Annotated in this window: 17 protein-coding genes; 15 read left to right on the forward strand and 2 right to left on the reverse strand. The window is 40.9% G+C overall.

Translation table 11 applies throughout. The features are described 5' to 3' along the window. Window positions 1-38 precede the first annotated feature (38 nt). From AC0YNZ_RS14895 to AC0YNZ_RS14910, 4 genes are all read left to right on the forward strand, one after another. Window positions 39-719, forward strand: coding sequence for a serine/threonine protein kinase (locus tag AC0YNZ_RS14895; RefSeq protein WP_475827333.1), 681 nt, complete (start codon window positions 39-41; stop codon window positions 717-719). Between the two features lie 600 nt (window positions 720-1,319). Next, on the forward strand, window positions 1,320-3,401 hold the full coding sequence (locus tag AC0YNZ_RS14900; protein WP_475827334.1) for a hypothetical protein: 2,082 nt from the start codon (window positions 1,320-1,322) through the stop codon (window positions 3,399-3,401). A 306-nt stretch (window positions 3,402-3,707) separates the two neighbouring features. Then, window positions 3,708-4,217, forward strand: a complete 510-nt coding sequence (locus tag AC0YNZ_RS14905) for a GNAT family N-acetyltransferase (protein ID WP_475827335.1) — start codon at window positions 3,708-3,710, stop codon at window positions 4,215-4,217. Between the two features lie 188 nt (window positions 4,218-4,405). Beyond that, window positions 4,406-5,050 carry a formylglycine-generating enzyme family protein gene (locus AC0YNZ_RS14910; protein WP_475827367.1) on the forward strand — a complete coding sequence of 215 codons (645 nt, stop codon included), beginning with the start codon at window positions 4,406-4,408 and terminating at the stop codon, window positions 5,048-5,050. Between the two features lie 174 nt (window positions 5,051-5,224). On the opposite strand, the gene AC0YNZ_RS14915 is transcribed toward AC0YNZ_RS14910, so the two are convergent. Then, complete coding sequence (locus AC0YNZ_RS14915) at window positions 5,225-5,542, reverse strand: hypothetical protein (protein WP_475827336.1); 318 nt, start codon at window positions 5,540-5,542, stop codon at window positions 5,225-5,227. A 294-nt stretch (window positions 5,543-5,836) separates the two neighbouring features. On the opposite strand from AC0YNZ_RS14915, the gene AC0YNZ_RS14920 reads away from it, so the two are divergent. From AC0YNZ_RS14920 to AC0YNZ_RS14945, 6 genes are all read left to right on the forward strand, one after another. After that, window positions 5,837-6,376 carry a histidine phosphatase family protein gene (locus AC0YNZ_RS14920; protein ID WP_475827337.1) on the forward strand — a complete coding sequence of 180 codons (540 nt, stop codon included), beginning with the start codon at window positions 5,837-5,839 and terminating at the stop codon, window positions 6,374-6,376. Between the two features lie 335 nt (window positions 6,377-6,711). Continuing rightward, entirely contained in the window at window positions 6,712-7,143 is a 432-nt protein-coding gene (locus AC0YNZ_RS14925) for a GNAT family N-acetyltransferase (protein ID WP_475827338.1), read from the forward strand. 248 nt (window positions 7,144-7,391) lie between these two features. Next, a complete protein-coding gene (locus tag AC0YNZ_RS14930; protein WP_475827339.1) occupies window positions 7,392-7,925 on the forward strand; it encodes a hypothetical protein in 534 nt (177 codons plus the stop codon). Window positions 7,926-8,118: 193 nt separating this feature from the next. Continuing rightward, complete coding sequence (locus AC0YNZ_RS14935) at window positions 8,119-8,571, forward strand: oxidoreductase (RefSeq protein WP_475827340.1); 453 nt, start codon at window positions 8,119-8,121, stop codon at window positions 8,569-8,571. 249 nt (window positions 8,572-8,820) lie between these two features. Next, window positions 8,821-9,231 (forward strand): GNAT family N-acetyltransferase, encoded by a 411-nt coding sequence (locus AC0YNZ_RS14940; RefSeq protein WP_475827341.1) that lies wholly within the window; start codon window positions 8,821-8,823, stop codon window positions 9,229-9,231. A 148-nt stretch (window positions 9,232-9,379) separates the two neighbouring features. Next, entirely contained in the window at window positions 9,380-9,850 is a 471-nt protein-coding gene (locus AC0YNZ_RS14945; RefSeq protein WP_475827342.1) for a DUF3888 domain-containing protein, read from the forward strand. A 185-nt stretch (window positions 9,851-10,035) separates the two neighbouring features. Here the strand turns inward: AC0YNZ_RS14945 and AC0YNZ_RS14950 are convergent, their stop codons facing one another. Beyond that, window positions 10,036-10,329, reverse strand: coding sequence for a Dabb family protein (locus AC0YNZ_RS14950; protein ID WP_475827343.1), 294 nt, complete (start codon window positions 10,327-10,329; stop codon window positions 10,036-10,038). Between the two features lie 229 nt (window positions 10,330-10,558). Between AC0YNZ_RS14950 and AC0YNZ_RS14955 the strand changes: the two genes are divergently transcribed. From AC0YNZ_RS14955 to AC0YNZ_RS14975, 5 genes are all read left to right on the forward strand, one after another. Continuing rightward, the gene (locus AC0YNZ_RS14955) at window positions 10,559-11,095 is read left to right on the forward strand and encodes a DinB family protein (RefSeq protein WP_475827344.1); all 537 of its coding nucleotides are present in this window, start codon (window positions 10,559-10,561) and stop codon (window positions 11,093-11,095) included. Between the two features lie 112 nt (window positions 11,096-11,207). Continuing rightward, window positions 11,208-11,918 carry a hypothetical protein gene (locus AC0YNZ_RS14960; protein WP_475827345.1) on the forward strand — a complete coding sequence of 237 codons (711 nt, stop codon included), beginning with the start codon at window positions 11,208-11,210 and terminating at the stop codon, window positions 11,916-11,918. A gap of 452 nt (window positions 11,919-12,370) precedes the next feature. Next, window positions 12,371-13,432: an S-layer homology domain-containing protein gene (locus AC0YNZ_RS14965; RefSeq protein WP_475827346.1), complete on the forward strand. Its 1,062-nt coding sequence runs from the start codon at window positions 12,371-12,373 to the stop codon at window positions 13,430-13,432. Between the two features lie 368 nt (window positions 13,433-13,800). After that, on the forward strand, window positions 13,801-14,376 hold the full coding sequence (locus AC0YNZ_RS14970; RefSeq protein WP_475827368.1) for an HAD-IIIA family hydrolase: 576 nt from the start codon (window positions 13,801-13,803) through the stop codon (window positions 14,374-14,376). A 134-nt stretch (window positions 14,377-14,510) separates the two neighbouring features. Next, window positions 14,511-15,096 (forward strand): transposase (locus AC0YNZ_RS14975; protein ID WP_475827347.1); only part of this gene is annotated, 586 nt, incomplete at its 3' end.

Here is a 15,096-nt window from a genome sequence, read left to right on the forward strand (position 1 = left end):
CGGCGAAAATAATGCCAAAACAACAAGGAGAAGATGTTATGATTTCAGATTGGAAACAAGCTGAGGAAGCATTGAGGGATATTGAGGTCGTTGGTCATGAAAACAATAAGCCTGTTTCCGTCATCGGTTTTGCAGAAGATTTGCGTTGCATCGGGATCGGAACGGATGCCGCGGTCTTTTATTACCCGAGCACCCCTAATTACGCATATAAAGTGTATTCCGCTCAGGCATTAGACAAAAAGGAAGTGGAAGCAGGTATATACAAACGCTTAAAAGGATCGCAGTATTTCCCCCGATGTTATGGAGCCGGACCTAACTATTTGGTTTTAAGTTTTGAACAAGGAGTTACCTTATATGATTGTCTTCTACAAGGTGTCCGTGTTCCAGAGCAAGTGATCCAAGACGTTGAGGAGGCCCGCGAGTTTGTCCGAAGTCAGGGGCTGAACCCAAGGGATATTCATCTAAAAAATGTTCTTTTGCAAGAGGGGAGAGGGAAAGTTCTAGATGTATCGGAGTATATCAAGGAAGGAAACGATAGTCGATGGGAACACTTGGTATGGACATACAAACATGTTTATCCTCTGATATGCGATGTACAGGTACCTTTATGGATCTTGGAAACCATTACGAACTGGTATAACCGGATAGATACGGCAAGTTTTGGAATAGAGGACTTCTCTAAACGAGTGAGTCGGCTTTTCTTTGGGGAACGCAAATGAATGGCGATCTCACACATTACCCCTCCTAAAACGCTGCCTATTCAGCTAGGCAGCTTAACTTATATTCAACCGTTTCGTTGTACGAGTTTTGGCTTATTCGCAGGATTTCAAAGAAAGCACGGAGTACCGGATATATTCAACCAAATGGCACTGACCTATTCCCCTCTATTCCCGTGCGCCTTCATGTTGCCGAAGTCTAACACGGAGTTCCCCTTCTTGTCTTTCACCCCATACCAACCGGGCGAAATCCTGCGTATAAACGAGCATTCGTGAGAAAATCATATCGTATCGAGGGAGTTTAATAACACACATGATGAGCAGGCATAGCGGTGACCTGCTCATTTTATTATGCTAACGGGCTGGTTAGTATTAAGAAACTCAACTTTCGCAGAGCGAAAGTTGAGTTTTTTCTTAATATTAAAAATGGCTAATTTTTCAAAATAAAAAGGATATCTATAATTGTGTAAGCGTACACATACATAAACGACACGGTTCTCACGGTTAATCTAATGCGCCAGTGAGGTAATTTGTATGTAAACGCTTTACAGGATTGATTAACCGTCTCAACAATGTCGATGACTAATAAGTTGGAGGTCAATTATGAGTAAATGGTACAGATGTTATCGAGGCAATGCTTTTAAACTATTTCTAGCAATTCTGCTGGTATCGTCATTCATCCCTGCCGGAGGAGCCCTCGCGGAAGGAACGCAGCTTAAAACCGGAAACTACTATTACAGCCCTGCCCCGGATGCAGGCAATATTCCCGACAAAGGGGCAACCGGCTTGGTATCGTCAGAGGGGGGCATACTTTTTGACGGCTTAACGACGACCTATGCCGGATGGATGGGAAGCGCGACCGCCAAAGGAACGGTGCAGGTGGTGTTTGACTTGTTGAAGGACTATCCGCTGGACAGTATAAACATCATATTGAATTCACCCAACAGCTTTTGGGGGTTTAATCAATTTACGGTCAAATACCGCCCCGAGGCTGAGACGGATTATTACTATATTGCCGGCAAGCATGTAAAATCAGGAACCGCCTTGAACTATTCAGTCAACATCCCGATGAACAACAAGACGGCAAGGTTTATTGTTATCGATATTAAGCGGTCGCACTCCTTTCAGCATATCCCGCTTTCGGAAGTGCAAATTTATAAAGGCGCAGGCGATGAAGGGCAGAATCCGGCTCCTGCTTTTACCGCAGAGCAGATGCAGGCTGAGCTTAAGAAAGACGCTTTAATGGCGGATAAATACGGACAGTGGATTTATGAAACGTGGACGGGAAAGGTTGCAACTGACGCGCAATTGAAGCAGGAATATGCGAATGAGGCGAAAGCGCTGGAGAAAGTTATGCTGAACCGAAGCAAATATGATCAGTACGGCGGGATTAAAAGCGGAGGATTGTACCAATACACCGGATTTTTCCGGCTTGAACAAATTGATAATAAATGGTGGTTTATTACGCCGGACGGCTATAAATTCATTTTAAAGGGCGTGGATGCGGCAAGCATATGGGAGTGGGGTTACGGAACGCCGTATAGGAAAACGGACGGCACTCCCCGGAAAGTGTTCGAGGAGCTTCCCGATCCGAGTGTTTATGCTCCCGCTTACGCCAATGACTTAAATGGCGAAAGAGTCAGCTTCGTCATCGCCAACGTCATGAAAAAATACGGCAGCAACTATGAGTCGAAGTGGGAGGAAATCACCAAGAAGCGGTTGATCAATTGGGGCTTTAATGCCTTTAGCAAGTGGACCAGACCTAACAATGTCACGTTTCCCTATATAGAGGTTCTGCAAGATCCGTCAACTTTGAAAAGGATTCAATGGACTTACGATGTGTTCGATCCGCAGGCTGAATCCATTATCGACAACTCCGTAAGCGCACAGCTTCAAAAGGCGAGGAATGACCGGTGGCTGATTGGCTACACTTACGATAACGAGGCCGGATGGACGACCGATATTGTAAAAGAGGTTTTGAATTATGATTCGACCTCTGCGGCGAAGGGCGCCTTTGTGGATTTTCTTGCGCCAAGATATAACAATGACATTGCCGCCGTCAACCAGCTTCTTGGCACGAGCGCCGAATCATTTGACGCATTAAAGAATACTCCGATTGCAATCGCAAAAGTTCCGGCTGCGGATGTATCGGACTATATCAAGCTGGCATCCAAAACGTACTTCTCGACGATCCGTAATATTATCGAAAAATATGACAAGAACCATTTGTTCTTAGGCTCTTCTATCGTTCCCACCTGGCGAACCAGTCTGGATTGGGATTCGGCCGCCATGGAATTTGTAGATGCTTTTTCCGTAGATAATTATACGAATGATCCGGGCTGGCTTGCCAGATATGAAGCTTTCGGAAAACCGCTGTTGAATCTGGAATATACATTTAGCACAAGCGAGCGAGGGTTATCGCCTATCAATGCGGCTACAAGCACAGCCGGCATAGCGGACAGAGGATCGGCTTACAAAGCTTTTATCGAGAGCCAAACGGCACATCCGCTGTATGTCGGATCAGGCTGGTTTACGTACTATGATCAAGCGGTTACAGGGCGAAAAGACAGCGAGAATTTCAATACAGGCCTGGTAAACCAGCAGGATCAGCCCTATACGGATATGGTCAATATCATGAAGACCGTCAATGAAGGGCTGGAAACGATCCATGTGAACGGGGGCTAAACCCGGCTCCTACGAAATTAAATTACAAAAGTAATCTTTGGTATAAACATTCCTGCAGGGCCTAGATTTGGCCTTTGTTAAAGGAGCGCCTCCTCGGTATGATGGTTTTGTGCACGGGTGAACCCAATACCATCAAGGAGGCGCTCTTACTATGAAGTTTATGGCAGATTTGTATAATAGCAATCGAAAAGAAATCTAGCTGCCGCAAATTCTCGTGATGAAAACATAACAGGTCAGTATTATTGATCATTCATTGTAAAATTTTTTATATTAAATACGACTAATGGCGAAAGAAGGAAATACATAATGATAGCTATATATAAGGTCGAATATGATCAGAAATCGGCTTTAAGGAATCTCTTAGAGCTCTATAAATATGACTTCAGTGAGTTTGATCCTGAAGATATTAATGAAAACGGCTTATATGATTATATGTATCTGGATCATTATTGGACTGAAGAAGGCAGGCATCCATTTTTTATTCGAGTAGATGGAAAACTGGCAGGATTTGCTTTAGTAAGAGAGCTGGGTACTAACGAACATAACCAATTCATTTATTGTTTGGCTGAGTTCTTTGTAATGAAAAAATATAGAAAACTTGGGGTAGGTCAACAAGCAGCTTATGAATTATTTAATGAATTCAGCGGTATTTGGAAAGTTGCTCAAATTGAAACTAATAAGCCAGCTCAAATCTTTTGGAGAAAGACAATTGGAAAATATACAAACAACAACTTTCAGGAGGTTCGAGAGGATGACTGGGAAGGGCCTATACAAACATTTTCAACTGAAGTCAGTACATTAAACTCCCTCGGGTAAGATAGCTTAATAATAATGCAGGGAGCCTGTATCATCACTTGATGTTACAGGCTTCTTTTGAGGTGAAAATGTTCTTGCATATTTTTGTATTGATTTAACGGCGCTAATTATGGTTAAATTTGTAAAATAAAGATCATTAGGAGGAAGGTAGAGTGTCCAATGAAATAAAGAGTTATATTGACTATCCAATGGTAAAAATTCCAGGGGGAGAAATAGAATTAAGAGACGATAGAATAAAAAGCAAATGGAAAGCTGAAATAAGACCGTTTCTTCTTGCCCGGTATCCTGTAACTATGGAACTATACTATGCTATTACAAATAAATCATCTAATTCGTTTGACGGAGATCTAAAACCGGTTGTGAATATTTCTTGGAATGATGCAATTTCTTTCTGTAATCTCCTTTCACAGAAAGCTGGACTGAAGGAGTGTTATTCTATAAGTAATGATGGTGAAACTATTATTTGTGATTGGGAATCAGACGGCTATCGGCTTCCTTCAGAAGCAGAGTGGCAATATGCATGTAAAGCAGGGACGACTGGTTATAGATACGGAGAGCTTGATAAGATTGCCTGGTATAATGAAAATTCAGGAAGCAAAATACATGAAGCAGGAAGAAAGGAACCGAATGCATGGGGGCTGTATGATATGTTAGGAAATGTTTGGGAGTGGTGTTGGGATTTATATGACGAACAAGTATACGGGTCCTACCGAATTTTTCGAGGAGGCAGCTGGGCTGAAGAGGCCAGGGGTTGTGGGGCTTCATGTCGTCGTCGTAGTCATCCGTCATTTTGTATAGATGACCTTGGATTTCGTCTGGCCCAGTCTTATTAACTTCTACGATCAAGCCAGCCTTTGAGGTTTTACAACTCAAGTTGTTATGCTATTAGGAAACTAAAGGAAGCAGGTTCATAACCTACTCCCTTTACCTGAATACCTGATATCCTGACTGTGAAAAACTATTGAGCGGGTTCAAACAGTAGTAAAAGACAGACGCTTATATTGCATTTAATCCTCCTCAAGTTCACGCGCATCCTTAAACATTAAGATTACCGCTGTTATGAATAAGACTGCGGTCGTTACGCAGCATTCTGCGTAAGTTATGCCAAGACCGAACCACAGTTCGAGGACGGCGTAGAGTCCCGCCGCTGAGCCCGCGAATATGCCGATGCACGCGAATAGTAACGCGATGATTACGAACATGTAGCCGCCAGCGTTTGGTTTGTACAATATTTTCTTTTCCGGATTTAGAAATAACGAGATCCGCTCCATAATCGCCAGAAGCGCGCGTGACTTGTATATTTTTTTTCTTTTATTTGGTGACAAATTTATCTCCCCCTAATATCTTGTTATATTCTTTGTCGGAACTTGGACTGGTTAAGTTAAGGCCTGAAGAGATTCCATTAATGAAATTTGCATTCCCAGCTCGTTTGCGAGTATGGAAATGGAACAGCACATAGCAAAAGTCCTGACGAGGTTGAAGAGGTATTTTATTTTGGTTGTCTTGTGACGAAATTGTAAATTATCCCAATCCACCTCCGTGGACAAAGGAAAGCATAATAAGGGCGGAGAATCAACGGAAGGTAATGAACATTATTTTTATGAAAACGGAGGGTAATTTTGAATATCTACATAGTAAGACACTGTAAGGCGGAAGGACAATCACCAAGTGCGGATCTTACCGACGATGGTTATTTACAAGCTGGGAGACTCGCTGAATTTCTGCATGATAAAAATATCGGAAGCATTATTTCGAGCCCTTATCTCAGGGCACTCAAATCCATTTCTCCATTAGAGGAGAAATTGCAGATTAAAGTAATGACCGATGATCGATTGTCAGAAAGAATATTATGCGGGGAAAATAATCCTAACTGGCTTGAAATGCTTCGTAATACATTTGCCGACCTTGAGTTGTGTTACGAGGGCGGCGAATCAAGTATCGCCGCGATGAATCGTGCATTATCTGTTATTAACGATGTGAAAAATTGTGGGCTCAACAATGTAGTTATCGTTACTCACGGAAACTTAATGTCCTTGCTGTTAAAGTATTATGAAAACAAATTCGGTTTTGAGGAGTGGCAATTATTATCCAATCCTGATGTCTACCATTTACATTTTGCAGGTATATCACCGATTATAAAGAGAGTCTGGGCCGGTTGAGTTTCAATAGGTTATTGTGTACATTACGGGAAACGAGAGTTATGTAGTCTTTCTCAACTATCAGGCAGATGTTTAAAAGGGATTGTTTCGAAGGAACGAAGTGGAATAAGTTAGTTACAAAGCTTCCGATTTTTGTTAACCATGTTTTAGATGGGACGATTGATGAATTGTACAAGTGATTATGCTAAACGAGGGACGGGTAACTATAGCTTAATAAACATCAGGGAAGGCTGCTGACACCAATTGGATCGGCAGCCCTCTCTGCTATCGGGGGAGTTATCCAACATATAATACATGTGTTAGATTGTAAGATTCATTATAAAGGTGGGGTTTCATTGATTAGAGATGCAAGAATAAAGGACTCGATTGAAATAGCGAGATTATGCTCACAACTTGGCTATGAAGTTTCAGAAAATGAAGTTTTACAACGGTTGGAGAAATTATTATTAAATGATGATAATGCAATCTATGTTATGGAGATAAATAGTAACGAAATTTCTGGCTGGGTTCATGTTCATGGAAGACATTTAATCGAGGTACATTCATTCGCAGAAATTGGCGGGCTGGTAGTAGATAATTGTTATCGTCGGAAAGGTGTTGGAGAAAAATTAATGCGAAGATGTGAAGAATGGGCTAGAAAAAAAGGATTTCAAGAGGTGCGATTAAGGTCTGGCGGACAGAGAAAAGACGCTCACGAATTTTATAAAAGTATTGGTTACAAAAATATTAAGTGGCAAGAGGTTTTTTCGTTAAATCTTAATGAATAAAAAAACCAAATGCGTATACTTAATTGATTTCATGAATCGAGGAGAATGTTTATGTTTTCATATCGGTCGTTACAACCAGGTGATCTTGAAACTCTCTACAGCAATGGATCGGCAGCCTTCTCCGCTAATGGATAGTTTAGTGGAAAATGATACATGTATTCAGTAAGAAAGTTAACATGCTAAAGTAAAGAACTGAATCGCTGAGCATCAAAAAACTCATAAGCATACCGCTTCGAGAAGAGGTACATATGTTAACAAAACGAAATGGGATAATTATTTTGTTTTTAATGATTATTGGATTGGCTGTATGGCAGAACTATCAATTGCGTATGGAACAAAAAACAGCCAAGGAACACGTTACAAGAACAGCGTATACCGCAGTTCATTATTTAAAAAGTGCTGCAGCGGCATTCGAAAACATCAATAAAAAAAATCAATGGGACGACCTAAAAACACGAAGAAATCAGCAAATCTCTTTGTCATATGCTTTTCAGAGTCTCTCAGATGCCAATAATTCTTGGCAGGATTATGTTACCCTTATTTCGAATTATTCCAGGCAGAATATCAATGATGTTTTTTTCAGTTTCTCCGATTGGTTTGTAAAGGCAATTAATATTCTTAGTAAAGAAGGAGCTCTAACTGCCGAAGAAAAAGTTATTCTTTCAGAATTAAGCCAAGTGATTTCAAAGGTGGATTTGCCACAGAATTGGAATGATTTCAACGGGATATCTGTTGTGTTTGAACGGCTCACAATGGAGTGGAAGAGCATAGATATCGGCTGAAAAACTAAAGAAGCCAGTCATGACTTAGCAATAGTTTATTAAGCTAACTGGTACGATAGTGGGGGAGCTTGCAGCGATGCAGCTCCTCTTTTTTCATTGAAGTAACTGGCAGGATACGATAATGCACCAGGTCAAAAAATAGTGTTATAATTTTGGGTAGAAATATTAGTTTGTCCAATAAGTGGGGGGTAGAATGATAATAATAAATCACTTAGACACTAAACTCTCAAGCCGATATGAGGAGCTTGACTCAAACCAAGCTGGGAATAAGAATACTCAATTTGCTGACATTATTGTTGATGGCAAATCGATATACAATAGATTCCGGAAATATGACATGGTCCCCGCTTTTGGCTGGGGCACTAGTGATAATCAACGGCAAATGATTGATTATTTTCTTTTAAGGCAACCCCACGAATATTTGTACTTTAGGTATCCCATTTTAGTCTGTCCTTTGTGTGGAGATGAGGAATGTGGATTTATTTCAGTTAAGATTGATAAAGAGGGGGATATTGTCATCTGGAGAGATTTTATATTAGAAGGTGAGAATAAAAAAATAGACATAGGCCCTTTCTATTTTAATTGGGATAATTATTCCACGGCAATTAACAATACCTATGGCCTTACTGACGATAATTCTAATTAATCATTGAGCTCCCATGGAAGAACGCAATTACTTCCATAATCTGCGGTGTCGCGTGAGCGGCATGGATGGCTAACGGGAAACGATAGTTGAACACCGAAAGGGCTACCGCGTGATAGCCCTTCGTTATAAACGGGCAGATTAGCGTGATACTTCAAAAGGAAATGAATAAGGTTGAAACGAATATAGATCACATAAATTACAATGTATGAGATGGGGATGCCTATGAGTGTTATTGTAAGAGACTGCACTATGGAAGACATTGGCGATATCGCTTTCTTAATGGGCGAATTAGGCTACCCAACAAGCTATGAGGATATGAAAGGACGCTTCAAAAATATCTCTTCTGATTTAAGCTATTGTACATTGCTTGCAGAAGTCAAAGGTAAAGTTGTTGGGATGGTTGGTCTACAAAAGTCCTTCATTTATGAGAAAACTGGCATCAATGTGCGTATCGTTGCCATGGTGGTACAAAGTGATTTTAGAGGTAAAGGGATTGGAAAACACTTGCTTTCAGAAGCTGAGAATTGGGCAATGAATCAAGGGGCAGTATCAATGTCTCTCAATAGTGGTAATCGTTCAGAACGAGAAGCAGCTCACCTATTTTACCAACGATTTGGGTTTACTCCAAAAAGCACTGGCTTTATCAAAATCATCGTATGAGCCGTTGAATTTTAACGAGGAACAATAGTTGAGCATGACACATCGATGAGCAGGCGCTGCAGAAGCTTGCTTATTTTATTAAAATTACGGGTAGGATAAAAAATGGATTCTAGGGAAAAATACCCCCAAACTATGGGGGGTACTTTTCGTGAAAAAAATATTGATTTTAATATTGCTTATCTGCTGTCCAATGAGTGGTATAAATAATAATATCGTTGGAGCAAATGAAAAACTGATATCAAAAAGTACTAATGACAAACCTAAAGAGTCAAAAGAATTAATGTTTCAAGACATGCTAATGCTATTTCTTTTGCCACACATAGAAAAGAAAATGGATGAGACATACTCAAACAAATTGAATTACTCACCAGAGGTTTATCCTTATTTTGTGAATGTTACAAATGTGCAACGGGTAAATGGATTCAGAGGATTTCATTTTTTTATAACTCTTGAAGTGGTTCCAACAGTTGGTCCACATATTCCCGTCGGTAAGGATAGTCTTACATTCGATATATCTCCTATGAACCCTAATAATGTAAAGTTAATAACCTGGAAGCACTTAAAAGACCCGCAGAAGGTTGATTTTCCACCAAACTGGATGGACGTTCTGAAAGAATAAGTGGATCGTTTATCATTCAACTAAACCGAGGGACGGGTACATTAGTTAAGTAATACTCCGCTCATGTTAATGATTCGCGACCGTCGGTTCAAGGCTTGCGCCGACGGTCGCATGCGCGAATAAAACCTAACTTGCAATCAAATAAAACAGCGAACGCCTCGCAAAGCGCATCGCTGTTTTTTTTATTACACTTCGATATTGGCCGCGATGCTATCTTCCCGGCCATACTCGCGGATGAGCGCTGCTACCGCTTGGTGATGCGGATTCGGGCCGTAAGCCTCTAGCGCTGCCTTGTCTTCGAATCGGACGCGAAGCACGAGCTGGTAGCCCTTGTTGTTGTCCGAGAAATTATTTCCTGCGTTCACTTCAACGACACCAGACAAGTGCTGCTTCAGCGCCTTAAATCGCTCCACGATTTCCTGCAGCTGTGCGTGGGTCGTTTGCTCACCGAATTTCACGAGAATAATGCGATCGATCATGTAAAGATCCCCTCTTTCCTCAACATCTATAACTTTAAGCACTATAGCATGAAACGGGCAAGCTTTACCAGTTCGTCGTGACACTACTCAACATCTTGTTGCGTCATAATTCGGCGAGGTATAAGTAACGGGCAGATTAACTTAATACTTGTAACTAATCGAATATATTTGTTATTGTATAAACATGCAACTAATCAAATATTTATACATATAAAATTAGGAGGTAAGTATGGCATTGAAATTGAACTCATTGGCTCTAAGCGAAATGAATAAACAGTTAATAAGAATTGAAACATGTATAAACTTCTTGTCAGAAGAACAGATTTGGTACAACCTTAAACCAAACATGAATAGCATCGGTAACTTATGTCTACATTTGGCAGGAAATGAATATCAACACTTTGTCAGCGGTATAGGTAACATGCCTTTTAATCGAACAAGATCAAGAGAATTTACTGAAAACAATGTAATGTCTGGAAAAGATTTGTTACAACTACTTAAAGAAGTAAGGCGACAATCATCTAGAATAATCTTAGGGCTCACGGAATCTGATCTACAAAGAAATGTAACAATACATTATTCAATCGATGATTGGAACAAAATGGTCGTACGTCCTACATTTGAAACGGAATCTCAATATTCAAGGGATATTGAAACAATGCTAGTTCATGTTTGTGAGTATTATAGTTATCATGCTGGTCAAATTGTTTTAATAACAAAATTATTGAATGATAATCAGGACAATATTACTGGTACATATCATTAAGGTTAACAGGTACGATAGCTGAATAGAGACACAGAAGGCAGATTGTCGCAACAATACACTCCATGTGAACGTCTGTTAATTGCTTACAAATGAGGGATGAGGGGGTGTCTATATGAGAATAAAAATGACACTAATTGTAATCTTGTTACTGCTGATCACCGCTTGTGGATCTAAGAGCCAATACAATGCTAAAGATTGCCCCGATGCAGAAATTGACTACATTGACGCTTTAATGTGGAATGACATGAAATACCAATATATTGGAGATGAGTCTTATTCAAATGAAGTATCAAAGGTCGGGAAGGGTAAGGAAGTTGGCGAGATTGTCTACACTTTATCAGACAACGCATGCATGGGATATAAAATGAAAAATGGAGATGCAACTTTCCTGCCTAAAGGTACGAAGGTCTATGAAGTGGATGGCTATAAATCTACTTTTAGACTTGTCGCTGGGGAGAAATTGTATCAATCGAATGATAACCCAAAAGCTAAAACCGTTTCAGATGTCTATGATATTCAAGGTAAAGTCTCCAAAATAAGCTTTGAGAGCACGAACGACGGCCACCATATTTCGGATTTTACCGAAGAAGTGGAGAAGGAATTTATAGAAGAATACCTTGCATTGGAGTATGTGGGTTTTGATGTAATATACAAAAGAGGTAAAGGACTTGGTGACAAAGGCAAGGAATTTCTGCGTATTCATTTGGATGATGGCACATCGTTCCGAATTAGTTATTGGACTGAGGAGAATCTTATAAGCCCTGGAGCAGTTGGAACGGACAGATTAAAAACAATAACACTAGAGCAGGGTAGTACCGATTAGGTTAAACGTTAACGGGTACGACAGTGGAGGAGCTTGCGAAGGCAACTCTTCTTTGTTTATTGAAGTAACGGACAGGTTAGTATGGTAAATATTTCTCTGAATATCTTCATTGTGATACTCTGCTAAGAGTAAATTGGCTTGATAAAGAATGGATTCAGGAAGAAATATCGAACAGAACTTCAATTACATCCTAAATCAATTTTTAAGAAGGAATGACTGGCTGAACAAACATCGCTCTTCTATAAAGCAACTGTTTGAGAATTACTTACTTTGATCCTTGTTTTGTCCATGCAAAGTAGTTATTCTCTCAACTAACGGGTTCGATAGTTCAATCAGATCAAGGAGCAGACCGCCGCGGCAGCTATTAGTTCCTTGATTTTCCACTAGAATAAGTTTCCGTACTTTGATATCCTCAAAGAGGAAATTTTTCCAACCAGGAGAGGAGCATCAAAATGAAAAATGTTTATTTTCGCAGTACGATCATCTTACTTTTATCCATGCTTCTGATATACCCTCTTCAGTCCGTTCAGGTAAAGGCCGCTGAACTTGCTTCTTTGGATATGTACTTTCCGACGGACATAGAAGAACACTGGGCTCATTACGAGCTGGACAACTTTGTAAACGCAGATTTGCTGCGGGGTTATGTGGATCAAGAAGGATATGTAACGGTAAAGCCAAACAATCCGATAAGCCGCGCGGAGTTTGTTTCGATTCTGGTTCGCGCATTAGGCCTGACAAGCGATGCGTCCGGAACGGCCTTCGCTGACGTCGAGCAAGGAAAATGGTACTTCGATTCGATTCGCGTTGCCAGCTCCCTTGGTATCGTTAACGGAATTAGCGCAACAAAATTCGGGCCAAACCAACTGATCAAACGCGGCGAGATCGCTGCAATGGTCGTTAGAGCCTTTTCTTCCTCTGTACAGTTTGAAGGAGAAACGAAGCTATTTACGGATGTACCCGACTATTTTGCTAAAGAATCCATTTTAAAAGCAAGTCAAGCCGGTATCGTGCGCGGAGCCAGTGAAACGCTGTTTAAGCCTTTCGCCAATGCGACACGGGCTGAAGCCGTTGTCATGCTGCAGCGTGCGCTAGATTTGCAAAAAAGCGCATTGCCTGAAGACGATTTGCTCACAGCTGCCGTTTTAGGTGTGGAGGAACAGGAAAATCAAACTATTAAAGATAAAACCTATGATCAGTTGGATGACGTATATGCGCAATTTCATACGGGTTATCAATTGGCGTTAAGCAATTCCTTTACTGAAGATCTGATTGCGCATATCAACCAAGGATATGAGATTGAATTTGAGAAAATAAGTGAACAAACGCTGACGGTTGTCGATAAAACAGATCGATTTGCCGTAGTTGAGTCGAAAGGCGGCAGCTACAAAGTAACGACCACGAAAAATAATGAGGCAACCACAGATACAGGGGCAACCGACGGCATATACTTATTGAAGAAAATGGATGACAACAGCTGGAAAATCTACATGTATTATCAGGATGAGCAGCAATAAACGAGCAACACGTTTGATAGATTTCATGTAAAAAGGGAGTGTGAACGGTTAACGTTCACGCTCCCTTTTTCATTTTAGCTGCTTACAAAGACTCTTAAGATATCATCTCCCTGTCGGATTAAAAGAAAAAATATGTTGTAGGAACTTCCATCCGACTCTAGAGCTAACAGGAGAACAATCGAAAGTGCAGAAGAGTATTCTTGATGTGTATGTGAAGTACTTATTAAATGTTCGTCCTGAGAGAGTAGAGAAAATTGACGATGAGCCACTGATTAAAGAATACCTCCAAAAATTGAAGGGAATGAGAGGGGAACGTTAATTGAGAATTGAACTGGCAGGATAGTATGACGAATTGGCGAATTCTAATTATGGTTGTACTATGTTTAGGGGGAATTATTTTGCAGGCAATTCAAGCTGTTTTTGTGGATCGTGATGGAACCATAGGCGGGACTGGGCATTTCATTCATCCTCGCGACTTTGAGTTGTTTCCTTCCTCTTTAGAAGCATTACACTTATTGAAAGAACATAGGATTAAAATATTTGCTCTTACCAATCAGCACAACATTGCCAAGGGCCTTGCAACTGAAATAGATTTTACTCAACAATTTGAAACATATGGCTTCGATGCGGCGTATATATGTCCTCATGAGCCAGAGGAAGGCTGTGAGTGCCATAAACCACGGCCTGGCTTGCTTCTAAAAGCTGCAAATGAACATGGACTTGATCTGAGCTGTTGTGCTGTAATTGGTGACGTGGGTTCAACAGATATGCTAGCGGCAGCCGCAGTAGGAGCAAAAAGAGTCCTTGTAGAGACTGGCTGGGGTAAGCAGTCTTTGGAAAAATATCGTCACAAGTGGTATGATCAAGCATCTCCCGATTTTGTTGCAAAGGACCTTTTAGACGCAGTGAGATGGTTAGTTGGAAGCCATAACAAACAAGAATAAGTAACGCGTTATAAGCTAACGGGAGTTCAATAAAACAGCGACAGTCTAGGATAATGTTTTCTCGTCTGATATGCTCCCCATACGGTAGACAGGTGAAATAATAAAAAGCCTGCTACTGTGAGGGGAGCTTTTTCATGTCTAGAGGAAAATATACTGCTTTGGAGAAACTCGCCATTCTCGAAGAAGTATCGAATGGGGAAATTGGTTTTTTGGCAGCTGCGAAGAAATATGGGATTAATAAGACGACTTTAATGAAATGGCAGCGTCGGTACAAGACGTATGGGTATGAAGGGCTTGAGCGCCGTACGCATCTTCAAAGCTATAGTGCTGAGCTTAAACTCCAAGCGGTGAAGGATTACCTTGAGGCGGGGTTGTCTCAGTATCAGATCATCGATAAATACAAGATTGCTAGTACGAGACAGCTTTTCAATTGGATTAACAAGTATAATGGTCATAGCAGTTTAAAAGCCTATAAAGGGGAAGCAAAAGCTATGACAAAGGGGCGCTCTACGACTTGGCAAGAACGGATCGAGATTGTCCAGTATTGCCTGACCAATCAACATGATTACCAAAAGACAGCGGGACAGTTTCAGGTCTCCTACCAGCAAGTATACCAATGGGTGAAGAAGTTCGAAGATGGCGGTCAGGATGCGTTAAAGGATGGCCGAGGGAGAAAGAAAGCCCCGGAAGAGTTAACGGAGGCCGATCAACAGAAACTCA

It is taken from the genome of Paenibacillus sp. J2L1-98 (genome assembly GCF_056269405.1).